Origin of the sequence: Bradyrhizobium sp. Y36, assembly GCF_002531575.1 — a bacterium.
Lineage (GTDB): Bacteria > Pseudomonadota > Alphaproteobacteria > Rhizobiales > Xanthobacteraceae > Bradyrhizobium.
On record NZ_NWTI01000004.1, the window covers coordinates 148,632 to 171,866 of the forward strand.

The window sequence follows — 23,235 nt, forward strand, 5'->3', positions numbered from 1 at the left end:
ATCACGCGAGCAGAGGAGTCTTCGAAGATGAACCGGACGATCCGCAACACTCAGGAGGCCAGCATGAATCCGCACAACATTGAACGTTTCGGCAGACCGGGACCCGACGAATTGGTTCCGTCGCGTTATGCGCTGAAGGTCGGCGAGATCGACGTGATGGTGATCAGCGACGGCGTGCTGACGCCACCTGCGGAGTCGATGGCCACCAACGCCGAGCCGGCTCTCCGGGGCGCGTGGCTGGACAACATGTTCCTGTCGCGGGACGCGTTCGACTGGGCGCTGAACGAGGTCGTGGTGCGCAGCGGCGACCGGACCATATTGATCGACAGCGGGCTCGGAGCGGAATACCCGGATTTCCCGCGGGCCGGACAGCTGGGCCTGCGACTGCAGGCCGCCGGCATCGACCTGGAGTCCGTGACCGACGTGGTGCTGACCCACATGCATTTCGACCACGTTGGCGGGCTGCTCGTCGACGGCGTGAAGGAACGTCTGCGCAAGGATCTGCGGATCCACGTGGCGGCTGCCGAGGTCAGGTTCTGGGAGGCACCCGATTTCTCCCGCACCGGAATGCCGCCGGCGCTCGCCGATCTGGCCCGACGAGCATCCCGGCAGTTTGCCGTGGAGTATCGCAACCAATTGTGCACCTTCGAGCAGGAGCACACGGTCGCGCCGGGAGTGGTCGTCAGTCGCACCGGTGGCCATACCCCCGGACACAGCGTGGTCCGTCTTGCCTCCGGTGGCGACCGGCTGATGTTCGCCGGCGACGCCATATTCCCGGTCTCGTTCGACCACCCCGAATGGCACAACGGCTTCGAGCACGACCCCGAGGAGGCGACGCGCGTCCGGATTGGGCTCATGCGCGAGCTCGCCGCAACCGGCGCGTGGCTGGTGGCCACGCACATGCCGTTCCCGTCTGTCGGCCGGGTCGCGACCGCCGGTGACCTGTTTCGGTGGGTACCGGCCTGGTGGGACTACTGACCACTCACGGGACGGCGACGATCGCCGGATCGAGCGGCGACGCCGGAGCCGAACGTCTCGCCAGTCTCTGAACATCTCACCAACACCATCCGCGCTTCGCAAAACGGACGCACGGTCGTTCCCCGGAACTGAGCGCCCAAGGAGAGAGCGAGGGAGAGAGAAAAAGTCTTCAAGGATGAATCGGATGACCCACAACACTCAGGAGAAACAGACATGAACCTTCACAACACCTCATATCCCGTGTCGTCGGGCGCCGAAGAGCTCGTACCGTCGCGCTATGCGCTGAAGATCGGCGATATCGATGTGCTGGTGGTTAGCGACGGTGTGCTACCGCTGCCGACCACGATGCTGGCACACAACGCGGCCCCGGCCGAGCGTGCGGCCTGGCTGCACGACATGTTCCTGCCACAGGACGCGTTCGACTGGGCGCTGAATGCGGTCATGGTCCGCAGCGGCGGCAAGACCATCCTGATCGACGCCGGCCTCGGATCCGACCCCAACTTGCACTTGCCGCGCGCCGGTCAGCTGATCAAGCGGCTGGAGGCCGCCGGTATCGATCTGTCATCGGTGACCGACCTCGTGCTGACCCACCTGCACATGGATCACATCGGTGGACTGCTCGTCGACGGCGTGAAGCAGCGGCTGCGCAAGGACCTGCGGATCCACGTGGCGGCTGCCGAGGTCAAGTTCTGGGAAGCGCCCGACTTCTCCCACACCAACATGCCGCAAGGCTTTCCGGATGCGCTTCGGGCCACCGCCAAGCGGTTCGTGAAGGAGTACGGCAGCCAGTTGCGGACATTCGAGGAGACGCAGGAGATTGCGCCCGGCGTCATCGCGCGTCGCACCGGCGGCCACACCCCAGGGCACAGCGTGGTTCGCGTGGCGTCCGGCGGCGAGGCGCTGACATTCGCCGGCGACGCCGTGTTTGCAGTCGGGTTCGAACAGCCCGAGTGGTACAACGGCTTCGAGCATGACCCGGAGGAGGCTGCGCGCGTCCGTGTCCGCCTGCTGCGGGAGCTTGCCGAGACCGGCGAGATGCTAGTCGCCACCCATCTGCCGTTCCCGTCCGTCGGACGCGTCGCGACAGACGGCGACGCCTTCCGCTGGGTGCCGGTGTTCTGGGACTACTGACAGCTTGTTGGGTCAGACGAAACCGGGGCGCGTGCTCACGACGTTCGCGAGCGCGCGTCCTACCCGATCGTTTGCAGCGCCGGGAACGTCTCGAGCAGCCAGATGCTCACATTGGAGACCGCGCCGGTGAGAAAGCCGATGCCGGTGATCACCATCAACACGCCCATGGCACGCTCGACATTGACGAGGTGGCCCTTCATGCGGGCGAACAGCGCGGAGAATTGCTCGATCATCAGCGCGGCGATCAGGAAGGGAATGCCGAGACCTGCCGAATAGACCGCGAGCAGGCCGGCGCCCTTCGTCACCGTGGCCTCAGCCGCGGCGATCGAGAGGATCGCGGCGAGGATGGGACCGATGCAGGGGGTCCAGCCGAAAGCGAAGGCGAGGCCCATGATATAGGCCCCCCAGAGCCCAACGGGCTTCGGGATCGGCAGCCGGCCCTCACGCATCAACAGGCCGATGCGCGTCAGCCCGAGGAAGTGCAGGCCCATGATGATGATGACGATGCCGGCGAGAATCGACAGTTCCGCCGACCAGGCCCGGATGAGCCCGCCGATCAACGAGGCACTGGCGCCCAGCGCGACGAATACCGTGGAGAAGCCGAGCACGAACAGTAGCGCCGACATCATAATCGCGCGCTTGGAGGCCGCGGCCGGCTCGTCGCTCTCGACGTGCTCGATCGTGGCGCCCGTGAGGTAGATCAGATAGGGCGGGACCAGCGGCAGGACGCAAGGCGAGAGGAAGCTGACGAGGCCGGCAATCAGCGCCGCCGGGATCGAAACATTTTGCATGATGCCGTCTGAGCCATCTCAGGTGCCGGTACGGCGCGCGGGAAATGCGCCGGGTCCGGAGCCGAACCGGCTCTGGTGTAGCCGATGCCGGGGAATGCGCAACAGAGGCGCACAAAACCAAGGCTCCTCCCGATGCCGTCTGCGATCACAGGTGCGGCATCGGGACGCGCACAAATCTCGCCAAAAAGCGAGATTCGGCGGCGCGGCTACTTCACCACGCGGAGCAGCGGACGCCGGGGCTGGTCCTGCGTCTGCTTGGAAGGCGATGGCGGCTCGCTCGCGGCGCTCCGCAACATTTCGTCGCACAGCGCCTTGAGATCGGCACTGTCAATTCCCTTGAGCTTCATCCTGACGTCCAGGATGACAATGGAGAGCAGCTCGGCCGACTCACGGCTGTTGCACGCGGTGAGAACCCTGCGGCACTCCTCGAGCGTTTCCAGCACCGACTGCAACTGTTCGTCTGAATGCGACACCGGCGTTCTTTCCGTTAATTCGGCCTGCGAGATGTGATTGCGACGACCCCTTCGGCCCCCCTGGAGCCGCGAGGATAGCATGAGGCTGCGATGCCTCCGAACCTGATTTCAGCGTGTTTCCGCTGTGGAACCGCGGTTTCCGCGACCATCGACGCGCTGCGCCGCTGCAGGCCGTCGAACCGATCGGCGAGGAAACGCCCGGCGCGCGATGATTGATCCGTCGAGAGACACGGCGCCGGGTTGCGCGTGAATGCGATTGTTGCGGACAGCGCCTGCAATCCCGCAGCCATTTCACGGCTCGCAACGGAACTCACGCCACACCCCTCATTCGGACGAAAAATCCGCCCGATTCCCAGCCCATGACAGCATCCCAATACCACCCACCAGATAGTAAGGATGACGGTTCAAAACTCGTCATCCCCCAACCCGCCGTGGTTGTGGTTTGCGTCAGATTCTGCCAGTTTAGCCGCCCGAAGGGACTTGTATGCACTCCTTGGCGGAAAGGGGCGTTCTTCTGGCGGAACGCCCAAAGACAAATCTCAGCGGCCTCTCGGATTGGGATGCGGCCCGCATATTCCTCGAAGTCGTCCGATGCGGAAGTTTCCGCTCGGCGGCCGAGCGCCTGTCGCTGTCGATCAACGCCGTGCGCCGGCGGATCGACGATTTCGAGCGCCAGACCGGCACCACCCTGTTCACCCGCGACGTCCATGGCACCCACCTGACCGATGAAGGGGCGCTGGTGGTCTCTGCCGTCGAACGCATGGAGGCCGCGACCTTCGACGTGCTGCGCGCCAGCGATTCGATGGCCAACGCGCTGTCTGGCGAGGTCCGGGTCGCCGTCACCGAGGGCCTCGGCACGTTCTGGCTCGCCCCGCGCCTGGTCGAATTCCAGCAGGCCTATCCGAAGATCCTGGTCGACCTGCATTGCGCGATGCGTTCGGCCGACGTCTCGCGCCACGAGGCCGACGTCGCCATTCATCTGTCCCGTCCTTCGGCGCTCGACATCAAGTTGGTGCGGCTCGGCCGCATGCACCTGATGTTCTGGGCCTCCGAGAAGTACATCGAAAAGCATGGCGCGCCGCAATCGGCGGCGGAATTGATCAAGCATCGCCTGGTGCTGCAATTCGCCGACCAGCTCGCCGCCAAGGAATCCTTCGAGAGCTTCTTTCCGGGCGTTTCGGAACGTGACCTTCTGGTCATGAAGACCAACGTCTCGAGCGCCAACTATTGGGCGGTCGCGAACGGCGCCGGCATCGGCGTCTTCCCGAGCTATGCCATTGCGCTTGGCGGAAAACTAATTCCACTGGAGGTCGAGCTGAACCGGCCGCTGGATATCTGGTTGTCCTACCATCCCGGTAGCGGCCGTATTCCGCGCGTGCGGCACATGATTGACTGGCTGATCGAGGCTTTCAATCCGGCTCGTTTCCCGTGGTTTAAGGAAGAGTTCGTGCACCCGCATGAATTCAAGGACTCCTACATGGGCGAACCCCTGACCCAGCTCTTCGGGGGATTTTCAACCGAAGAACAAAGGTGAAAACAGAGATGAAAGCAGCGGCAAAAAGAATGAAGCAGCGTAGCGCCGGCAAGCCGGACATCGAGCTCGGCAAGCGGATTCGTCTGCGGCGCGTCGAGATGAAGATCTCGCAGGCCGAACTGGGCGAGAAGCTCGGCGTCAGCTTCCAGCAGGTCCAGAAGTACGAGAAGGGCGTCAATCGCGTGGGCGCGGCTCGCCTGCAGCAGATCGCCTCCGCCCTCGACGTGCCCGTCACCTTCTTCTACGACGGCGACAACAAGGCGCGCGAAGTCGAGAGCCTGCTCTTCCTCGATTCGGCCTTCAGCCTCCGCCTGCTGCGCGCCTACAGCAAGATCAAGGACCAGACGGTTCAGCGCCAGCTCGTCTCGCTGATGGAATCGATCGCCGCGAACGAAAGCTGAGATCGGTCGACGGTCCGGTCTTCACGGCCGATCTTCAATCCGCCGCGTCACGGGGGCGCGGCCGGATTGAACGAGACCGGCCGGACCTGACCGATCGGATCTGGCCCGCGCGCCTTCCGCGCGTGGCCTTGGTTTCCGGGGCGGCCTGGCCGCCCTTTTTCTTGACCTTTTCCCGCCGTCCCTGCGTTTTTCGCGAACCCGTCCCCACCTCGCCGCGACCCAATCGAGAGGCTCCGCACCGGACGCGCGGAGCTTTCGTCTGCCGTGCTTAATGGGACCTCAACACCGAAGCGCTAGTTTCTCGCCGATTTCACGAATCGGCGCCCCGCAGCGCGGCGGCCCGCGATTGCCAATGCGAGGCCCCCGGGCCTCGTTCTCTTGAGGAAAATGGGACACATGTCGAAACGCCATGCGATGATCCTTGCCGTCGGCATGCTGGCCAGCGCCTCTGCGGTGGCGCAAACCGAGACCATCGGCCAGGCGACATCCAGGCCGGCAACGGCAGGGACGGTCCCGACTGCCGCCAATCCGGCCCACACGGCCGCGCCGAAAACCGCCACGACGCCCGCCTCGACGCCGGAAAGCCGTTCGGCCGCAGCGCTGGCGATGACGCACGAGCCGACCTATGACGAAGGCTCCGCGCAGCGCATCAAGGACGCCGCGCTCAGCTATTCCGATCTCGCGGTACGCGGCGGCTGGCCGACCATCCCGGCAGACGCCAAGTTCGCTCCCGGTGTCCCCGGCGCCAACGACGACCTGCTGCGCAAGCGGCTCATCCTCTCCGGCGATCTCGCGGCCGACAAGGTGAACGGCGCCTTCGACCAGGACCTCGTCGACGCGGTGAAGCGCTTCCAGGCCCGCCACGGACTGGCGCCGACCGGCACAATGACCCCGCGCACGATCGCTGCGATGAACGTCTCGGTGCAGAAGCGCATCCGGCAGCTCGAGGCTTCGCTGCAGCGGCTCGAGAACATGAATTTCGGCTTCGGACAGCGTTATGTCGTGGTCAACATCCCCGCCGCCTTTGCCGAAGCCGTCGAGAACGACGTCGTGGTGCGGCGCTATCGCGTCATCGTCGGCAAGACCGAGAAGCCCTCGCCGACGCTGACGGCCCAGATCAGCAGCGTCGTCCTCAACCCGACCTGGACGGTGCCGGCCTCGATCGCGAAAACCGAGATCTCCGCACATATGCGCAAGGATCCCACCTATCTGTCGCGCATGCACATGGAGGTGCTCGACGCCCACGACAATCCGATCGATCCGCATTCGGTCGACTGGTCGGGCACCCATACGCCGAACTTCACGGTGCGCCAGCACAACGGCACATTCAACGCGCTCGGCGCCGTGAAGATCGACATGCCGAATTCCTACTCGGTCTACATGCACGACACCAACCAGCGTAACCTGTTCAGTGACGACTACCGCTTCGATTCCCACGGCTGCTCGCGCGTCGACAATGTGCGCGACCTCGCCGCCTGGCTGCTCAAGGATCAGCCGAAATGGAGTCGTGCCGCGATCGATGCGGAGATCGCGACCGGACAGCATCTGGAGGTCGCCATGGCCAGGAAGGTGCCAGTCGCCTGGATCTATCTCACGGCGTGGATGACGAAGGACCAGACCGTCCAGTTCCGCAACGACGTCTATAACCAGGACGAGCAATTGCTGGAGGCAACTGCCGAAGAGGCGGCGTTCTTCAGCAATGCCGGCAGCCATCCGCTAACTGCCCACATGCATGTGACGCGGTAGGCACGTCCGGCGCCATGCAATCGCGGCACAGGCGGTTGCCAAGCCCCCCACCTCGCCGCGGTTGACCCCGGCCCTGTCGGGGCCGCACATTGTGCTCGCCCTACGACAAGCGAGCGCGCGATGCCAGACATCTCCGGTGAAACATCCTACGCCGACGGCAAGATCCTCAAGCACGCCACTGATGGCGTCGGCGTGATCACGTTCAACAATCCCGCCAAGCGCAACGCGATGTCGCTGGAGATGTGGGAAGGATTTGGCGAGGCGCTGACGGCCTTGCGCGACGACGACACGGTACGCGTCGTCATCCTGCGCGGCGCGGGCGGCAAGGCGTTCGTATCAGGGGCCGATATCAGCCAGTTCGAGAAGACCCGCCATAACGCGGCCGCGTCCGAGGAATACGCCAGGCGCAGCGCCGCCCAGCGCGCGATGCTCGCCGACTATCCCAAGCCGACCATCGCCTGCATTGAGGGCTTCTGTCTCGGCGGCGGCATGCAGGTCGCGATGCTCGCCGACATCCGCCTCGCCGCACACGGCAGCCAGTTCGGCATTCCCGCGGCCAGGCTCGGCATCGCCTATGGCTATGACGGCTTGAAGCACCTGGTGTCGCTGGTCGGCCCGTCCTGGGCGCGGCTTCTGATGTACACGGGCATGCGGATCGATTCCGCCGAGGCGCTGCGCATCGGCCTCGTCGAGCGCGTATTCCCTGTCGACGAGCTCTGGGGCGAGACCATGACGATTGCCGAGACGATCTCGCAGAACGCGCCGCTCGCGATCAAGGCTGCCAAGATCACCATCGCGCAAGTGTTGAAGGACGAAAGCCGGCGCGACATGGAGGCGATCAAGGCGATCGGCGCCGCATGCATGGACAGTGCGGATTTCCGCGAGGGCCGCCAGGCTTTCATGGAGAAGCGCAAGCCGAAGTTCCAGGGGAAGTGAACCAACGTTCAGGAAGATTAAATTCCTCAACCACGCGTACCGCGATAGCAACCAACTGATCCCTCGCAGGTTCTTCCGCCACCAACGAGGGAGATTGCGATGACACTCAAGTTTGCTGTTCTTGGTCTGGCTGCCTTGGGCGGCGCGGCGCTCGCGTCAGGGCAGGCGCTCGCCGCGATGCCGAACGGCATTCCCCAGGCTGACCGCGTCGCAAGCGGGCCGGCCGCAAATGTCGATCAGGTGCGCATGGTCTGCAATGCCTGGGGCCGCTGCTGGTGGCGACCGAACTATTACGGTGCCTATGGCTATTACAGCCCGCGCCGCTTTTACGGGCCACGGCCATATGGCTATTACGGCCACCGCCATTGGCGTCGCTGGTAAACGACGAAGGGGCCCGAGGGCCCCTTTTTCACGCGCGCGCCGGCTACAGCGCCCCTAGCACCGCCTTGGTAATATCCGCCGTTCCATTGCTGCCGCCAAATTCCATCGGCTTGATGCCGCCCGCATAGACCTTATCCACTGCACGCTCGATCGTCTCGCCGGCTTCCGCCGCGCTCTCGACGCCATGCTTGTCCGCGAGCCAGTCCAGCATCATCGCCGCCGACAGGATCATGCCGGTGGGATTGGCCTTGCCCTGCCCCATGATGTCAGGCGCCGTGCCGTGACACGGCTGGAACACCGCATATTTGTCGCCGATGTCGGCCGATGGTGCCATGCCGAGGCCGCCGATCAGGCTCGCGGTGATGTCGGAGACGATGTCGCCGAACATGTTCTCCATCACCATCACGTCGAAATCCCAGGGGCGCTTCACCAGCATCGCCGAGCAGGCATCGACATAGAGCCGGTCGGTCTTCACATCAGGATGCTTCTTCTCGATCTCATCGAAAATGCTGCGGAAGAACGCAAAGGCCTTGAACACGTTCGCCTTGTCGACGCAGGTCAATGCGCCCGGCTTACCGCGCGCCTTGCGCCGCTCGGCGAGGCGAAACGAGAACTCGAACAGGCGTTCGGACGTCTTGCGCGTGATCACCATGGTCTCGCGCGCGTCCTCATGGGTGACGATACCCTTGCCCATCGAGGCGAACAGGCCCTCGGTGGACTCGCGGATCACGACGAGATCGATGCCGCGCTGGTCAGCGCCGACGATCGGGCTCGGCACGCCCGGAATGAGCCGCGCGGGCCGCACGCCTGCATAGAGGTCGAAGATGAAGCGCAGCTCGATCTGCGGCGCGATCTCGGTATTGTCAGGGTAGCGCACCGATGGCAGGCCGCAGGCGCCAAGCAGGATCGCGTCGGCCTCCTCGCAGAGCTTGATGGTGCTGTCAGGCATCGACTTGCCGGTGGCGAGATAATTGGTGGCGCCGGCCGGTGCCTCGGTGAAACGGAAGCTCAGGCCGGATTTGTCGCCGACCTTGCGCAGCACCTCAAGCGCCGGCGCCATGACCTCAGGACCGATGCCGTCGCCGGCGAGCACGGCAATGTGGAAGGCGTTGTTTGCAGACATATAGAGCCTCAGGGAAGGGAGCTAACCGAGTCGTCACTGCGAGGAGCGAAGCAACGAAGCAATCCAGACTGTGCCCGCGGAGGGATTTCTGGATTGCCTCGCTTCGCTCGCAATGACGGAGGAGAGAGTTCGTTACGGCGTCAGCACCGTGCGTCCGACGACAGCACCCTGCTGCAATTGCACCAGCGCCTCGTTGGCCTTGGCGAGCGGAGCCGTCGTCACCGGGATCGGCGGCACTTTCTTGGAGCGGACGAGGTCGAGCAGTTCCTGCGTTTCGCGCAAGTTTCCGACATAGCTGCCCTGGATCGTCACCGCCTTGATTGGAATCAGCGGCAACGCCCAGGTCGCGCCGCCGCCGAACAAGCCGACGATGATGAGCTTGCCGCCCTTGGTCAGGCAATCGAAACCGAGCTGGGTCGTGGCGGCATTGCCGACGAGATCGATCACGGCGCGGATCGGTCCGCCCGCTTTCTTCGCCAGTTGCTCCAGCGCGTCCGGCGCCTTGGGATCGACGGTCGCGAGCGCACCGGCTTTTTCCGCCGCCTCGCGCTTTTTCGCGTCGATATCAACCACGATCGCGCCCTTGCCGCCCATGGCCTTCAAGAGCGACAGCGCCATCAGGCCGAGACCGCCGGCTCCGAACATCACGATCGGCGTGTCGAAATGCTGCTCGACCTTCTTCAGCGCGCTGTAAGTGGTGACGCCCGAGCAGGCATAGGGCGCGGTGGTCGCAGGATCGAGGCCTTTCAGATTAAGCAGATAACGCGGATGCGGCACCAGCATGTGGTCGGAATAGCCGCCGTCGCAATAGACGCCGAGCGAGCGCGGGGTCAGGCACATGTTCTCGTCGCCGGCAAGGCACGTGGCGCACTTGCCGCAGCCGATCCAGGGATAGACCAGGCCGACATCGCCAAGCTTGAGATCGCCCTGGTCGGTCGGCTTCACGTCGGGACCGAATGCCAGGACCTCGCCGACCGTCTCATGGCCCATCGTCAGCGGCAGGTTGATGCCGCGATCCTTCAGCGACAGCGGCTTGCGGCCGTGGCCGAGATCGTAGCCGCCTTCCCAGATGTGAAGATCACTGTGGCAAACGCCGGCGGCCTTCACCTTGATCAGCACCTGCGTGCCCGTCGGCTGCGGCGTCGCCTCGTCGAACTCCTGCAGCGGCGCCTTGAAATCGGCTACCTTGAAACTCTTCATCGGCGTCCTCCCGCATGCTTCTTGTCGCCACGCCACCATGCCACGGCCGGCAAGGCGAGACAAACCGGTCTTAGTTCAGGCCAACGGATGATGGCAAGCCGCGAACTGGCCGGGTACGACCTCGCGCAACTCCGGTATCTCCGCGCTGCATCGCTGATCGGCCCGCGGGCAGCGGGTGCGGAAGCGGCAGCCGGACGGCGGCGCAATCGGCGATGGCGGCTCGCCAACGGCCACACCCTCGACGGGACGGACGTCCGGATCAGGGACCGGGATCGCTTGCAACAGCAGGTCCGTATAGGGATGCACGGGCTTGGCGAACAATTGCTCGGACGGACCGACCTCGCAGAGCCGGCCGAGATACATCACCGCGACGCGGTCGCTGACCGCTTTCACCACCGCGAGGTCATGCGCGATGAAGAGCAGCGTCAGTCCGAAGCGCGTCTTCATCTCCTCCAGCAGGTTGAGGATCTGCGCGCGGATGGAGACGTCGAGCGCCGAGACCGGCTCGTCGCAGACGATGAACTCAGGATTGAGCACCAGCGATCGCGCGATGCAGATCCGCTGGCACTGCCCGCCGGAGAATTCGTGCGGCAGGCGGTTCGCCACGAGCTCGGGGTCGAGCCCGACCGCCGAGAGCACCTCGTGAACCCTGCGCTTGCGCTCGGCGGCGTCCTTGAGGCCGGCGATGATCAGCGGCTCGGCCACGATGTCGCCGATCCTCCGCCGCGGATTGAGCGAGGCGATCGGGTCCTGGAAGATGAGCTGCACGCGGCGGCGCATCTTGCGTAGCGCCTCGCCCTCCATCGCAGTCAGATCCTCGCCGTCGAACAGCACGCGGCCCGACTTGGCGCGTCGCAATTGCAGCACCGCGCGCCCCAGCGTCGACTTGCCGCAGCCGGATTCGCCGACCAGCCCCAGCGTCTCGCCGCGCGCGACCTGAAGGCTGACGCCGGAGACGGCGTGAACCGTCTTGTTACCGAGCCCGTATTCGACGACGAGATTGTCGACGTCCAGAAGCGGCTCTGCGCGCGCGGCAAGCTGCATCATGCGCCAACTCCCGCCGCCATCCGGATCGGGTGGAAACAGGCATAGAGATGTCCCGCCGTCTCCGCGCTCGCCAGCGCGGGCTTGGCCTCGTGACAACGGCCCGCGGCATAGCGACAGCGCGGCGCGAAGGAGCAGCCGCGCAGCGGCCGTGTCGGATCGGGTGGACGGCCGGAGATCGCGGGCAGCGGCGTATGCGGCGCGGTCTCGAGCTTCGGAATCGCCGCCAGCAGCGCTTCGGTGTAGGGCATATGCATGCGCTTGAACAAGGCTTGCGTCGGCGCGCGCTCGACCACCCTGCCCGCATACATCACCGCGACCTCGTCGGCCCGGCCGGCGACGACGCCGAGATCATGGGTGATGATGATCATCGCCATATGGCGGCGGCGCTGCTCGCGCGCGAGCAGATCGAGGATCTGTGCCTGGATGGTGACGTCGAGCGCGGTCGTCGGCTCGTCCGCGATCAGGAGCTTCGGTTCGCAGGACAGCGCGATCGCAATCGCGATACGCTGGCGCATGCCGCCGGAGCATTGATGCGGATATTGCGCGAGCCGCTGCTCCGGCGCGGGAATGCCGACCGCCGCCAGCAGCTCGACGCTTCGCTTCCGCGCGGCCGGAGCATCGAGCTCGAGATGCTCCTGGATCGTCTCCATCAATTGGGTGCCGATGGTGAGCACCGGATTGAGCGAGGTCATGGGGTCCTGGAACACGACCGCGAGGTCGCGCCCGCGCAGGCGCCGCAGGCTTTCCGGCGCGAGCCGCGCCAGGTCCTGGCCGTCGAACATCACGCGTCCCGTGAGCTTCGCCTTCTTCGGCAGCAGCTGCAGCACCGCCCGCGACAGCATGGTCTTGCCGCAGCCGGATTCGCCGACGATGCCGAGCGTGCGGCCCGCCTCCAGCGACAGATCGACGTGATCCACCGCGCGCAGGTTTCCGCGCGGCGTCGGCAGCTCGACCGCGACGTCAGCGATGGTCAGGAGCGGAGTGCTCACAGCGCCCCCTGACGCGGGTCGGTCAGCGCCCGCATGGTGTCGCCGACGAGGTTGAACGCCAGCACGGTCAGGAAGAGCCCGGCCGCCGGCAGGAAGGCGAGCCGCGGCGCGACGTCGAGACTGTCGCGCCCCTCGCCGATCATGCTGCCCCAGCTCGCCATCGGCGGCGGCACGCCGAGGCCGAGGAAGGACAGCGCCCCCTCGACCACGATGGTGACGGCGACGCCGAGCAGAAAGAAGGCCAGCAACGGCAGGATCACGTTCGGCAACAGCTCGCGCACGAGGATGCGCGCATGGCTGGCCCCCAGTGCCTCCGCCGCGATCACGAATTCCCGCCGCGCCAGCGTCAGCGTCGCCGCACGGGCCACCCGCATGAAGGCGGGAATGCCGAGCACGCCGAGGATTACGGTGAGATTGGGCACGGACTGGCCGAGATAGGCCGTCACCGCGAGTGCGAAAATCAGCGGCGGAAAAGCGAGCAGCACGTCCATGCTGCCGACCACCAGCGTCTCGAACCGGCCGCGAAAATAGCCGGCCAGCAGGCCGAGCGCGCCGCCGATGGTCAGGCCGATCATCGGTGCGATCAGCCCGACCGTCAGCGATGCCCGCGCACCGAAGATCAAGCGGGCAAGCTCGTCGCGGCCGAGCCCGTCAGTGCCGAGCCAGTGCTCCCCGGAGAACGCCGCGCGGCGCTCGAGCATGTCCATGTCGACAGGGTTCTGCAACGGCAGCACCGGCGCGAGGATCGCGAGCGTCAGGATGGTCACGAGCCAGGCGCTCGCGATCCAGAACAGCAGGCCGAGCCTTCGCTTGCGCCTGCCGGGGGCGGCCGTCGCCTCGTCCTGCATCGAGAGCTCAAGCGTGGCCATGACGGATCCTGGGGTCGAGCACCGCGTAGAGCATGTCGACGACGAAGTTCACGATGACGAAGCCGCAGGCGACCAGCAGCACCACGCCCTGAAGGATGACGAGGTCGCGGGTGTAGATCGCCCCGACCAGGAGCCGGCCGATGCCCGGAAGCGCGAAGATCGATTCCACGATCAGCGTGCCGCCGAGCAGACGGCCGATATTGATGCCGGTCACCGTCACCAGCGTCAGCGACGACGGCTTCAGCGCATGGACGAACAGGATACGCGCGGGCTTGAGACCCTTTGCTTTCGCCAGCGCGATATAGTCCTCCTGCAGGGTCGCGATCATGTCGGAACGCAGCACCCGCATGATTCCGGGCCATTCCGCCAGCGCCAGCGTCAGTGCCGGCAGCACGAAGAAGCGCAGATTGTTGAGCGGCTCCTCGGTGAACGGCACATAGCCGGTCGCCGGAAGCCAATGCAGCTCGACCGCGAACAGATAGATCAGCAGGATCGCCACCAGAAAGGACGGCATCGACAGGATCGCGAACGCGCTGCCGGTCATGAAGCGGTCGAACGCGCCGCCGGCACGCGCCGCGCAGGCGATCGCGACGGGAACGCCGATCAAGAGCCCGATGAACTCGGCCATCAGCATCAATTGGAGCGAGACCGGAATGCGCTCGGCGACCGCTTGCAGCACGGTCTGTCCGGTCCGGAACGAGCGGCCGAGATCGCCCTGCAGAACGTGGCCGAGCCAACTCAGATAGCGCCACCACAGCGGCTGATCGAGACCCATGTCGCGGCGCAGGGCCGCGACATTCTCAGGCGTTGCCTGATCGCCGAGGATGACGAGAGCGAGATCGCCCGGCAGCAGCGAGGCGATCAGGAACGTCAGCAGCGATACGGCGAGCAGCACCGGCAGCATGGCAAGCAGCCGCCGAACGACGAAGTTCAGCATCGCGCCATCATTCCAGCCAGGTCATCGAGACATCGATCACGCTGTTGTAGATCTTCGGGAAGCCCTTCAGCTTGGCGCTCGACAGCGCGTAATAGGTGTTCTGGAAGGTCCAGAACCAGATCGCCTCCTTGTTGATCAGGCGGCTGATGGCGCAGTAATCCTCGGTGCGCTGGCCGAGATCGGCCGTGACGCGCGCGTGGTCGAGCAACTTGTCGAGTTCGGGACTTGCAAAACCGGCGAGCGCAAGCGGACTGCCGCTGCGGAAATTCGCATACATCTGGGGATCGGGATCGGCGAGATCGACGATGCGCCACGGCGTCATCTGGAACTGGCGGGTGAAGGCGCGCGAGGGAATGGTGGCCTGATCGACCTGCTCGATCTCCATGTTGGCGCCGGCGCGCTTCCAGAACTGCTGCAGCACCTGGCCGATCATGCGGCCTCGCGGTGTCGCCGTCACCAGCATCTTGAACTCGACCGGCTTGCCGTAGTCCTTGATCAGGGCCTTGGCCTTCTCGACGTCGAACGGCAGCGCGCCGTCGTCCTTGCACTTGACCCAGGAGCCCTCGCCATAGGGATTGCTGGCGGGCCGGCTCAGGCCGTTGCTGATCGCCTGCGACATCTTCGGACGGTCGATCGCCATCACCAGCGCCTGTCGCACGCGGACGTCGTCGAACGGCGCGACCTTGGTGTTGAAGGCATAGACCTGCGCGCCCGAGCCCTTGTAGGTGTGCACGGTGAGCTTGGAGTCCTTTTGTGCCTTCAGGATATTGTCGGCGTCGGCCTCGTCGTCCCAGATGATGTCGGCCTCGCCCGATTGTAGCGAGGCGAAGCGCGACTGCGCGTCAGGCAGCGGCTTCAGGACGATGCGGTCGAGATAAGGCTTGCCCTTGTCCCAGTAGTTGGGATTCTTCTCCAGCACCATGCGGTCGCCGGCGGTCCAGGATTTCAGGATGTAGGGACCGGTGCCGACGGGATTGCGGTTGTAGTCGTCGCCCTTGGTCTTCCAGGCCGTCGGCGAATGAATGACGTTGTTGGAGCTCTGGATGGTAATCGTCGCCGGCAGGTTCACCGAGGGATCGGTGAGCTTGTAGACGATCGTGGTGTCGTCGGGCGCCTGCACCTCCTTGACGTTGGTGATGTAGAAGGCGCAGCGGCATTTGTTGGCGGGGTCCTTCTGCCGGTCGAAATTCTCCTTGAAGGCCTGCGCATTGAACGGCGTGCCGTCGTGGAATTTGACGCCCTCGCGCAGCTTGAAGGTCCAGGTCATGTAGTCGTCGGAATGCGTCCAGGACACCGCGAGTTTTGGCGCGGCCTCTCCCTTTTCATTCAGCGTGGTGAGCGTGTCGAAGATGGCTGCGGCAGCAGTGAAGGTCGAGGTGTCATAGACGCCGACCTTGAGCGGATCGAAGCCTGCGATCTCGAGCTCCTGGCCGACGGTGATGCTGCCGCCGGATTTCTGCGCCTGCGCGGGTTCAGCCAGCGGAAGGAGGGCAAATGCCGCGACAAGGAAAATCGGCGCGTGCATGCGCGCCGCAGCAGCAGACTTCGTCATGGTTCCTCCCGGGATCCCTCGTCCGATGTTTCGGATCTCTGAATGACTGGAGGCGAGATTGGCGACAAATGCGCGCGACGGCAAGGGGCACGCGCGACGGATCAAACGCCGCATGTGCGGCGTAATGTTGCTCAGCGTGTCGCGGCTGTTTTGCCTGTCGGAATTGACGCATGATCGGCAAGGCCGATCTCCTCGCGCAACGCATCGGTATGCTCGCCGAGCACGGCCATTGCGCTGGCGGGCGCGGTGTCGGCCCCGGACATGCGGAACGGCAGGTTGAGAACCTGGAACGAGCCGCCGCCATCCTGCACGGACGACAGCGCCTTGCGGTGCGCGAGCTGCGGATCGGCAAGCGCTTCGGCGACGGTGCGATAGGCCGAGGCGGGCACGCCGGCCGCGCCGAGCGCAGTGAGACAGGCATCGGTCGTGAGCAGCCGCGACCAGGCCTCGACGCCGTCCATCACCTCGGCCCAATTGTCGCGGCGTGCCGCATAGGTCGCAAAGCGCGGATCGGTGATCCAGTCGAGGTGGCCGATCACGCCCATCAATGCCTGGAAGGTCTTCTCGCTGGCGACCGTGATCATGACGTAGCCATTGGCCGTCTCGGTCGGGCCGAACATCGGGCGCGGCGGCGGCTTCACCGCGAATTGCGCACTCTGCAATTCGGTCAGCGTCAATGACAGCATCGTTTCCAGCATGGAGACGTCGATGTGCTGGCCGAGCCCGGTCACGGTACGCTGATAGAGCGCGGACGCGATCGCACCGAAGCCGTAGGTGCCGGTGACGACGTCGGCGTGGTAGATGCCGCAATAGTCAGGGCGGTTGCGGCCGGGTTGATAGGCCAGATGCGCCATGTCGTAGCCGGAAGCGGCGTGGATCACCGGCGCGTAGGCCGGCAGCTCGGCCGAAGGGCCGCTCTGGCCGTAGCCGGAGATCGAGCAATAGATCAGCCTCAGATTGACGGCGCGCAGCCTGTCATAGTCGAGCCGCAGGCGGTGCATCACGCCGGGGCGGAAGTTCTCGACCAGGATGTCGGCGGTGGCGGCCAGCCGGCGGACCGCCTCCCTGCCGTCCTCGGATTTGAGGTCGAGCACGAGGCTCTTCTTGCCGACATTGAGCTGGCCGAACGCGGTGCTGCAGCCGTTACGCAGCGGTGGCCGGGTCCGCATCGTCTCCCCGCCGTCGGTCTCGATCTTGATGACCTCGGCGCCCATGTCGGCTAGCATCCGCGCGCAGTGAGGGCCGGCAATGGTGGTCGAAAAATCCAGGACCCGCAGGCCTGCGAAGGCCTTTGTCGTCGTCCCCTCATGCTTATCTGCTAGCTGCATGCGTGCCGCGCCCTCGGGTCTTTGGAACTATGGAAGTTCTCTCTTGTTGATGCGGCGACCCTAGAGGGCGGCGGCTGAGTAGGAAAGTGTTTACCGAACAGACGCGCCGCGTGGGCGGGCATTGAGAATACCAGGGCAACTGGACCCGTTCTTGCATAGCAGCAAACGGGATCGGAAGAGGGCAGCTGTTCTTGAGGGTCTTGTTCGTCACCACAGAGATGGACGACTTCGTCCGCGTCGGCGGACTCGGCGCCGTGTCCGCGGCTCTGCCCCGCGCTCTTCGGCCGTTTGCCGACATCCGGATCATGCTGCCCGGCTATCGCGACATCATCGAGCAGCTCACGCATATTCAGATCGTCGGCCGCTGTCCGGCATTCGCGGAGATGCCCGCCTGCTCGCTCGGCCGGGCCGCGACCAAGGACGGAATGCCCGTCTACGTGCTGTTGTGCTCACAACTCTACGACCGGCCCGGCAATCCTTATGGCGACGAGTCCGGGCGCGACTGGCCGGACAACGACATCCGCTTCGCGCGCTTTGCCTCGGCAGCCGCTGAGCTGGCCATGGGCAAGCTGGACAAGAATTGGGCAGCAGACCTGATCCATGCCAATGACTGGCAGGCTTCGCTGGTGCCGGCCTATCTCGCCTGGCGCGGCGCCAAGCTGCCGTCGATCCTGACCATCCACAACCTCGCCTATCAGGGCCTCTTCCCGAAGGAGGCGCTGCGGCGGATCGGCGCACCGGAGAGCTCTTTCCACATCGACGGCATCGAATTCTACGACCAGCTCTCCTTCCTCAAGGCAGGCCTCGTCTACGCCTCGCACCTCACCACGGTCAGCGGCACCTATGCGCGCGAGATCACCACGCCCGAGTTCGGCTGCGGTCTGGAGGGCCTGCTCCAGCTGCGCTCGGATGCCGCCGAGCTGACCGGCATCCTCAACGGCATCGACGAGAGCTGGGACCCGCGCTCCTGCGCCCAGCTCGCCCAGCAGTTCGGCGCCGGCGACTGGATCGGCAAGAAGGCCAATGCGGATTACGTCCGCAAGCAATTTGGCCTGGCGGTCTCGCGCGGCCCGATGTTCGGCATCGTCGCCCGCCTCGTGCACCAGAAGGGTATTGACCTCGTGCTGTCGGCGGCCGACGAGATCGTCGATGCCGGCGGGCAGATCGTCGTCACCGGCTCCGGCGAACCGGCGCTCGAGCAGGCCTTGATCGACGCGCATCGCCGCCGCCCCGATGCCATCGGCGTGGTGATCGGCTTCAACGAGGCGCAGGCTCGCCGTATCTTTGCCGGCAGCGATTTCACCCTGATGCCCTCGCGCTTCGAGCCATGCGGGCTCAGCCAGATGTACGCCCAGCGCTTCGGCTCGCTGCCGATCGGCCACCAGACCGGCGGCCTTGCCGAGACCATCACCGACGGCGAGACCGGATTCCTGTTCGCGAAACCCTCGCGCGAGTCCTTCCTCGGCGGCGTCCGCCGGGCCTTCTCCGCCTTCATGGCGCAAGACCAGCTCGACACCATGCGCCGCAGCGCCATGGGACGCTCATTCTCCTGGACCATCTCCGCCGGCAGCTACAGCGCGCTGTACCGCAAGCTGGCCTCGGTATGAGCCGAGGGGACCCCCGTACTCCGTCACTGCGAGCGTAGCTCTCCCCACCGTCATTGCGAGGAGCGAAGCGACGAAGCAATCCAGACTGCCTCCGGGGTGACAGTCTGGATTGCTTCGCTGCGCTCGCAATGACGATTTGGAGAGATTGGAGCATCCGACTCCCCTCTCATGCCCCGGACGCAGCGCAGCGCGTCGCACTTGCGACGTGGTGCGCTGCTGAGCCGGGGCCCATGTCACACCGAAGGCAGTTGCCGCTGGGTCCCGGCGCTGCGCAGCAGCGTTGCACGCTGCAGCGCGTCCGGGACACGGATGATGGATTTGGGGCTCTCACCCCTTCCCGCGCACATCCATCTGCGGCCGTCCGATCCAGGCCCGGTTCAGGCAGCGCGTCATCCAGTCGGGCTGCGGCTCGCCTCGCAGCCGCGCCTGCGCCTCCTGGTACGGCCCGACATAGCGCAGCCTGTCCGGCAATGCCGGATAGACCCGCCTGATCCACCGCAGCGCCCTGTCGGCGGATCTGACATCCCGCTCGTCGAGCTCAAATCCGAACCCGGCACGCAACCGCTCAGGCAGCATTCGCGCCGTGAGCGCGCGATACCAGCGCGGCGGCCGCAGCCACGGACGCGTGCCCGTGAAGATTTGCATCGCGATCTCGCGTGCCGCCGGGCTCACGGTCAGCGTCTCCGACTGCACCGTCGCGGCATTGTAAGCCGCAAAGCCCGCCCAATCCCCCGGCAAATCGTCCGCCGTCAATCCGAACAAGGCACCGAACATCCGGCTCTCGGCCCAATAACGCTCGCGCTCTTCCGCGGAGAACGGCGGCAAGACCAAATCGTGCGCCATCAGCGCGGTCTCGACCAACGTAGCATGAACCCAGCGCAGCGACGGAATGTCGTTGGCACAATAGCGCGAGCCTGCCGCAAACGGGCCGACCGTCTCGGGCATCTCTCCGACGATCATGCCGTGACGACGGTGCAATTGCCGCGACGACAGCAAGGCCCGGTCGAGCGAGCCGAACACCATGGCAAAGACGATGTCGAAGGTGCGATGGAAGCGACCGATCGGATCGGCAAGGGTTTTGGAATGCTCGGCGATGGCGGCCGCCACCCAGGGATGGGCCAGCTGCAGCAACAGCGCGCGGCCGGCGCCGAGAAAGATGACGGCTTCACGGTCGATCCGCCAGGTCAGCGCATCAGGACCGAACACGCCCGCAACCGGTCCCGCCGCGTTGGCACAGACCTGATCGAGGGCAGATTCCAGATCGTTCTCGGACACCACCTGCACGGCCTTTCGACTGCGAACCGCTTACGATCCGCAAGGCCTGTGGCAATTCGATGAACAGCGAGCCCCCTAGCGCTTCACCGGAGCTTCCTGCGGCGGCTCGTCGTCGGCGATGGCGCGCCAGGCGGCACCGTCGAGATCGTCGTACTGGCCACTGCGAAGCGACCAGAGGAAGGCGACGAGACCGGCGCCGCCGAGCATCAAGGCCAGCGGGACCAGGATGACCAGGATCTCCATCACACGATCTCCCGCGAGGACGTGCGCGCGCGCAGCGAATTCAGCATGACCAGGATCGAGGATCCGCTCATGGCCGCCGCCGCGATCAGGGGCGTCACGACGCCGCTGATTGCAACCGGCACCGCGAGCACATTGTAGCCGATGGCGAGCCAAAGGTTTTGCCGCATCAAATGCAGCGCCTTGCGCGAGGCGTCGATGGCGGCAACCACCGGGGCCAGCGGCCGGCCGAGGAAAACGAGGTCAGCGGTGGCCTGGCTGAGATGCGCGGCCGAGATCGGCGACATCGAGACATGGGCTGCCGCCAGCGACGGCGCGTCGTTCATGCCGTCGCCGACCATCAGCACCTTGGCGCCGCGCTGCTTCAATTCCTCGATCCGCGCGATCTTGTCGGACGGCGTGACGCCGGCGCGCCATTCCGGAATTTCAAGCACCTTGGCCGCCGCCTTCACCGCCGGCTCGCGATCGCCGGAGAGAATCTCGATGCCGATGTTGCGTGCCTTCAGCGCCGCGATCACAGCCTTTGCATCCGGCCGCAGGCCCTGGCGGACCGAAAGGACGAACCGGTCGCTGCCCCTGCTGAATGCGACGACGGAGGCTTCGGGATCGACGACGGTGCTGCCGATCAGCGCCTCCGCACCGCAGAAGGAAGGGCGGCCGAGGCGGAGCTCAACGCCGTCAACGGTCGCACGGACACCCTGCCCGGCCTCTTCGACCGCACCGACAACGGGCGATTTGGCGCCGGCAGCCTGCGCCACGGCGGCGGCCACCGGATGATGGCTCGACAGTGCGAGCCGGCCGGCGAGCTCGAAGATCTCGGCGGGGATATCGGCGGCATTCATCACTTCGAGATCGGGCAGCGTCAGCGTGCCGGTCTTGTCGAAGATGACATGGTCGGCCTCGGCCAGCCGCTCGATCGCGTCGCCGGAATTCAGCAGCACGCCCGACTTGAACATCGCGCCGGAGGCGATGGTCTGCACGGTCGGAATGGCAAGACCCAGCGCACAGGGACAGGTGATGATCAGCACGGCAACGCCCGTCACGATCGCATCGTGCCAGGCCGCGCCGGCAATGACCCAGCCCAGGATGGTCAGAAGCGCGGTCGCATGCACCACCGGCGCATAGAGCCGCGAGGCACGGTCGGCGAGGCGCATGTAGCGCGAGCGCGCTTGCAGCGCGTTGTCGAGCAGCCGGGTGATCTCGGCCAGCAACGTCGCCTCGGAGGCAGCCGAAACGCGCACCCGGAGCGTGCCGGAGATGTTCATGGAGCCCGCATAGACCGCCGTGCCCTGCTCCGCCGTGACATAGAGCGTCTCGCCGGTGATGAGGCTCTGGTCGATCTCCGAACGGCCCTCGATCACGGTGCCGTCGACGGCGCAGCGCTCGCCGGGCCTGAGCAGCACGATGTCGCCAGGATTGATCGCGGCCACCGGCACCTGCGAAATCTCGTCAGGACCGATGAACTTGGCCGCGGTCTCCGCCTTCAGCGCGGCGAGATTACCGGCGACTGCGCGGGTCCGCCGCCGCATGTTCTGGTCGAGGAAGCGGCCGACCAGCAGGAAAGTCAGCAGCATGATCGCCGCGTCGAAATAGGCATGCTCGGCGTGGTGGAACGTCTCGACCACGGACATGCCGAGCGCGAGAATCACGCCGATCGAGATCGGCACGTCCATGTTGGTCGTCTTCGCCGACAACGCGCGCCAGGCCGAGCGGAAGAACGGCTGGCCGGCATAGGCCGCCGCCGGCAGCGCGATCAGCGCCGACAACCAGTGGAAGAAGTCGCGCTGTTCGGGCAGCATGTCAGAAACGTTGCCCGACCAAACCGGGATCGACAGCATCATCACGTTCATGGTGGCGAACGCGGCGACACCGAGACAGCGCAGCAGGAAGCGCGATTCGGCGACCTCCGCCACTTCCGCGCTTTCGGTTTCGAACGGATAGGCCTTGTAGCCAAGCTCTTCGAGCCGGTCGATGAAGCGGCCGGGGTTGAGCGTACCTGCCTTCCACTCCAGCGCGACCCGGCGGTCGGTCAGGTTGACGCGTGCCAGCGTGACGTCGGGAATCGCGGACAGGCCGCGTTCGATCTTGGCCATGCAGCCGGCGCAATGAACGCCTTCGACTGCGAGATCGATGTGCTGGACACCCTCGCCCGCCTCGCGAACATAATGAGAGAAATCGCGCGTGACCTGCATGACAAAATCCTTCAGTTCAGGATCACGCGGTTGCGCGACAAGAACACGCGCGTGCCCCGCGCCTCGCCTTCGATCACCAGGTCCCACTGACCCGGCGCGACGGATGCGGTATCGCCGCGATAGAGGCCGTTGCCGGCTTCGGAGAGCTCGACGGCGAGATCTGCGCGCTTGTCGGTCGGCCGCTCCAGGCGCCCGGCGAATTTCAGCCCGGCGATCGGCTGGCCGCCGGCATCGCGCGCCTCGACCTGGACTACCGCGCGGCCGTCGTTGCGGCGCTCGATATGTGCGTTGACCTTCCATTTGCGCGCGGCCTGGTCCTGCGCCGCGGAGATCTCGCGGTCGTAGGTCAGGCCGGCAGCATAGGGGCTGTCGACGTCGGTGCCGGGCAGCGTCGCGATCGCCAGCTTCATCATCGTGACGTTGACGCCGATCACGAGGCCGAAGAAAGCGACCAGCATCATGAAGACCTTGGTTCCGGTCAGCGGCTTGGATGACATGACGGTCT

The 23,235-nt window shown here is 65.4% G+C and carries 22 protein-coding genes; 8 read left to right on the plus strand and 14 right to left on the minus strand.

The features are described from left to right. Positions 1-27: 27 nt before the first annotated feature. Positions 28-978: an MBL fold metallo-hydrolase gene (locus tag CO669_RS09445; protein ID WP_097659540.1), complete on the plus strand. Its 951-nt coding sequence runs from the start codon at positions 28-30 to the stop codon at positions 976-978. Positions 979-1,191: 213 nt separating this feature from the next. Beyond that, positions 1,192-2,109, plus strand: a complete 918-nt coding sequence (locus CO669_RS09450; protein WP_097659541.1) for an MBL fold metallo-hydrolase — start codon at positions 1,192-1,194, stop codon at positions 2,107-2,109. Between the two features lie 59 nt (positions 2,110-2,168). Here CO669_RS09450 and CO669_RS09455 read toward each other — a convergent pair whose 3' ends face one another. Together CO669_RS09455 and CO669_RS09460 are read right to left on the minus strand one after the other, a co-directional pair. Next, on the minus strand, positions 2,169-2,900 hold the full coding sequence (locus CO669_RS09455; RefSeq protein ID WP_097659542.1) for a cytochrome c biogenesis CcdA family protein: 732 nt from the start codon (positions 2,898-2,900) through the stop codon (positions 2,169-2,171). Between the two features lie 206 nt (positions 2,901-3,106). After that, positions 3,107-3,373 (minus strand): hypothetical protein, encoded by a 267-nt coding sequence (locus CO669_RS09460; protein ID WP_097659543.1) that lies wholly within the window; start codon positions 3,371-3,373, stop codon positions 3,107-3,109. Positions 3,374-3,857: 484 nt separating this feature from the next. On the opposite strand from CO669_RS09460, the gene CO669_RS09470 reads away from it, so the two are divergent. The 5 genes from CO669_RS09470 to CO669_RS09490 all read left to right on the plus strand — a co-directional run bounded on the left by CO669_RS09470 (position 3,858) and on the right by CO669_RS09490 (position 8,371). After that, positions 3,858-4,907, plus strand: coding sequence for a LysR family transcriptional regulator (locus CO669_RS09470; RefSeq protein WP_097659544.1), 1,050 nt, complete (start codon positions 3,858-3,860; stop codon positions 4,905-4,907). Positions 4,908-4,936: 29 nt separating this feature from the next. Next, complete coding sequence (locus CO669_RS09475; RefSeq protein WP_020608151.1) at positions 4,937-5,308, plus strand: helix-turn-helix domain-containing protein; 372 nt, start codon at positions 4,937-4,939, stop codon at positions 5,306-5,308. 396 nt (positions 5,309-5,704) lie between these two features. After that, entirely contained in the window at positions 5,705-7,054 is a 1,350-nt protein-coding gene (locus tag CO669_RS09480; RefSeq protein WP_097659545.1) for a L,D-transpeptidase family protein, read from the plus strand. Positions 7,055-7,174: 120 nt separating this feature from the next. After that, entirely contained in the window at positions 7,175-7,990 is an 816-nt protein-coding gene (locus CO669_RS09485; protein WP_097659546.1) for an enoyl-CoA hydratase, read from the plus strand. A 99-nt stretch (positions 7,991-8,089) separates the two neighbouring features. Then, positions 8,090-8,371, plus strand: coding sequence for a hypothetical protein (locus CO669_RS09490; protein WP_097659547.1), 282 nt, complete (start codon positions 8,090-8,092; stop codon positions 8,369-8,371). Positions 8,372-8,414: 43 nt separating this feature from the next. On the opposite strand, the gene CO669_RS09495 is transcribed toward CO669_RS09490, so the two are convergent. From CO669_RS09495 to CO669_RS09530, 8 genes are all read right to left on the minus strand, one after another. After that, positions 8,415-9,494 (minus strand): isocitrate/isopropylmalate dehydrogenase family protein, encoded by a 1,080-nt coding sequence (locus CO669_RS09495; RefSeq protein WP_097659548.1) that lies wholly within the window; start codon positions 9,492-9,494, stop codon positions 8,415-8,417. 132 nt (positions 9,495-9,626) lie between these two features. Beyond that, the gene (locus tag CO669_RS09500; protein ID WP_097659549.1) at positions 9,627-10,694 is read right to left on the minus strand and encodes an alcohol dehydrogenase; all 1,068 of its coding nucleotides are present in this window, start codon (positions 10,692-10,694) and stop codon (positions 9,627-9,629) included. 75 nt (positions 10,695-10,769) lie between these two features. Next, positions 10,770-11,741 carry an ABC transporter ATP-binding protein gene (locus CO669_RS09505; protein WP_097659550.1) on the minus strand — a complete coding sequence of 324 codons (972 nt, stop codon included), beginning with the start codon at positions 11,739-11,741 and terminating at the stop codon, positions 10,770-10,772. Next, positions 11,738-12,730: an ABC transporter ATP-binding protein gene (locus CO669_RS09510; protein ID WP_097659551.1), complete on the minus strand. Its 993-nt coding sequence runs from the start codon at positions 12,728-12,730 to the stop codon at positions 11,738-11,740. The genes CO669_RS09505 and CO669_RS09510 overlap by 4 nt, the downstream gene beginning before the upstream one ends. Continuing rightward, positions 12,727-13,599 carry an ABC transporter permease gene (locus tag CO669_RS09515; protein WP_097659552.1) on the minus strand — a complete coding sequence of 291 codons (873 nt, stop codon included), beginning with the start codon at positions 13,597-13,599 and terminating at the stop codon, positions 12,727-12,729. Before CO669_RS09515 ends, CO669_RS09510 begins: the two co-directional genes overlap by 4 nt. Continuing rightward, a complete protein-coding gene (locus CO669_RS09520; RefSeq protein ID WP_097659553.1) occupies positions 13,586-14,536 on the minus strand; it encodes an ABC transporter permease in 951 nt (316 codons plus the stop codon). Before CO669_RS09520 ends, CO669_RS09515 begins: the two co-directional genes overlap by 14 nt. Before the next feature lie 7 nt (positions 14,537-14,543). Continuing rightward, the gene (locus tag CO669_RS09525; protein ID WP_097659554.1) at positions 14,544-16,088 is read right to left on the minus strand and encodes an ABC transporter substrate-binding protein; all 1,545 of its coding nucleotides are present in this window, start codon (positions 16,086-16,088) and stop codon (positions 14,544-14,546) included. A gap of 131 nt (positions 16,089-16,219) precedes the next feature. Next, the gene (locus CO669_RS09530; RefSeq protein WP_097659555.1) at positions 16,220-17,416 is read right to left on the minus strand and encodes a CaiB/BaiF CoA transferase family protein; all 1,197 of its coding nucleotides are present in this window, start codon (positions 17,414-17,416) and stop codon (positions 16,220-16,222) included. A gap of 191 nt (positions 17,417-17,607) precedes the next feature. On the opposite strand from CO669_RS09530, the gene glgA reads away from it, so the two are divergent. Next, a complete protein-coding gene (gene glgA, locus CO669_RS09535) occupies positions 17,608-19,023 on the plus strand; it encodes a glycogen synthase GlgA (protein ID WP_097659556.1) in 1,416 nt (471 codons plus the stop codon). A gap of 327 nt (positions 19,024-19,350) precedes the next feature. Here glgA and CO669_RS09540 read toward each other — a convergent pair whose 3' ends face one another. The 4 genes from CO669_RS09540 to CO669_RS09555 form a co-directional block, all read right to left on the minus strand. Continuing rightward, positions 19,351-20,301, minus strand: a complete 951-nt coding sequence (locus tag CO669_RS09540) for an oxygenase MpaB family protein (protein ID WP_198963946.1) — start codon at positions 20,299-20,301, stop codon at positions 19,351-19,353. 72 nt (positions 20,302-20,373) lie between these two features. Further along, on the minus strand, positions 20,374-20,541 hold the full coding sequence (gene ccoS, locus CO669_RS09545; protein ID WP_008138466.1) for a cbb3-type cytochrome oxidase assembly protein CcoS: 168 nt from the start codon (positions 20,539-20,541) through the stop codon (positions 20,374-20,376). Beyond that, a complete protein-coding gene (locus CO669_RS09550) occupies positions 20,541-22,730 on the minus strand; it encodes a cation-translocating P-type ATPase (protein WP_097659557.1) in 2,190 nt (729 codons plus the stop codon). Before CO669_RS09550 ends, ccoS begins: the two co-directional genes overlap by 1 nt. 11 nt (positions 22,731-22,741) lie before the next feature. Continuing rightward, positions 22,742-23,227, minus strand: a complete 486-nt coding sequence (locus CO669_RS09555) for a FixH family protein (RefSeq protein ID WP_097659558.1) — start codon at positions 23,225-23,227, stop codon at positions 22,742-22,744. Positions 23,228-23,235: the final 8 nt, after the last annotated feature.

Coding starts and splice junctions, on each gene's coding strand:
- CO669_RS09445 (WP_097659540.1), top strand. CDS start 28: ATGAACCGGACGATCCGCAACACTCAGGAGGCCAGCATGAATCCGCAC.
- CO669_RS09450 (WP_097659541.1), top strand. CDS start 1,192: ATGAACCTTCACAACACCTCATATCCCGTGTCGTCGGGCGCCGAAGAG.
- CO669_RS09455 (WP_097659542.1), bottom strand. CDS start 2,900: ATGCAAAATGTTTCGATCCCGGCGGCGCTGATTGCCGGCCTCGTCAGC.
- CO669_RS09470 (WP_097659544.1), top strand. CDS start 3,858: ATGCACTCCTTGGCGGAAAGGGGCGTTCTTCTGGCGGAACGCCCAAAG.
- CO669_RS09475 (WP_020608151.1), top strand. CDS start 4,937: ATGAAGCAGCGTAGCGCCGGCAAGCCGGACATCGAGCTCGGCAAGCGG.
- CO669_RS09480 (WP_097659545.1), top strand. CDS start 5,705: ATGTCGAAACGCCATGCGATGATCCTTGCCGTCGGCATGCTGGCCAGC.
- CO669_RS09485 (WP_097659546.1), top strand. CDS start 7,175: ATGCCAGACATCTCCGGTGAAACATCCTACGCCGACGGCAAGATCCTC.
- CO669_RS09490 (WP_097659547.1), top strand. CDS start 8,090: ATGACACTCAAGTTTGCTGTTCTTGGTCTGGCTGCCTTGGGCGGCGCG.
- CO669_RS09495 (WP_097659548.1), bottom strand. CDS start 9,494: ATGTCTGCAAACAACGCCTTCCACATTGCCGTGCTCGCCGGCGACGGC.
- CO669_RS09500 (WP_097659549.1), bottom strand. CDS start 10,694: ATGAAGAGTTTCAAGGTAGCCGATTTCAAGGCGCCGCTGCAGGAGTTC.
- CO669_RS09505 (WP_097659550.1), bottom strand. CDS start 11,741: ATGATGCAGCTTGCCGCGCGCGCAGAGCCGCTTCTGGACGTCGACAAT.
- CO669_RS09515 (WP_097659552.1), bottom strand. CDS start 13,599: ATGGCCACGCTTGAGCTCTCGATGCAGGACGAGGCGACGGCCGCCCCC.
- CO669_RS09520 (WP_097659553.1), bottom strand. CDS start 14,536: ATGCTGAACTTCGTCGTTCGGCGGCTGCTTGCCATGCTGCCGGTGCTG.
- CO669_RS09525 (WP_097659554.1), bottom strand. CDS start 16,088: ATGACGAAGTCTGCTGCTGCGGCGCGCATGCACGCGCCGATTTTCCTT.
- CO669_RS09530 (WP_097659555.1), bottom strand. CDS start 17,416: ATGCAGCTAGCAGATAAGCATGAGGGGACGACGACAAAGGCCTTCGCA.
- ccoS (WP_008138466.1), bottom strand. CDS start 20,541: ATGGAGATCCTGGTCATCCTGGTCCCGCTGGCCTTGATGCTCGGCGGC.
- CO669_RS09550 (WP_097659557.1), bottom strand. CDS start 22,730: ATGCAGGTCACGCGCGATTTCTCTCATTATGTTCGCGAGGCGGGCGAG.
- CO669_RS09555 (WP_097659558.1), bottom strand. CDS start 23,227: ATGTCATCCAAGCCGCTGACCGGAACCAAGGTCTTCATGATGCTGGTC.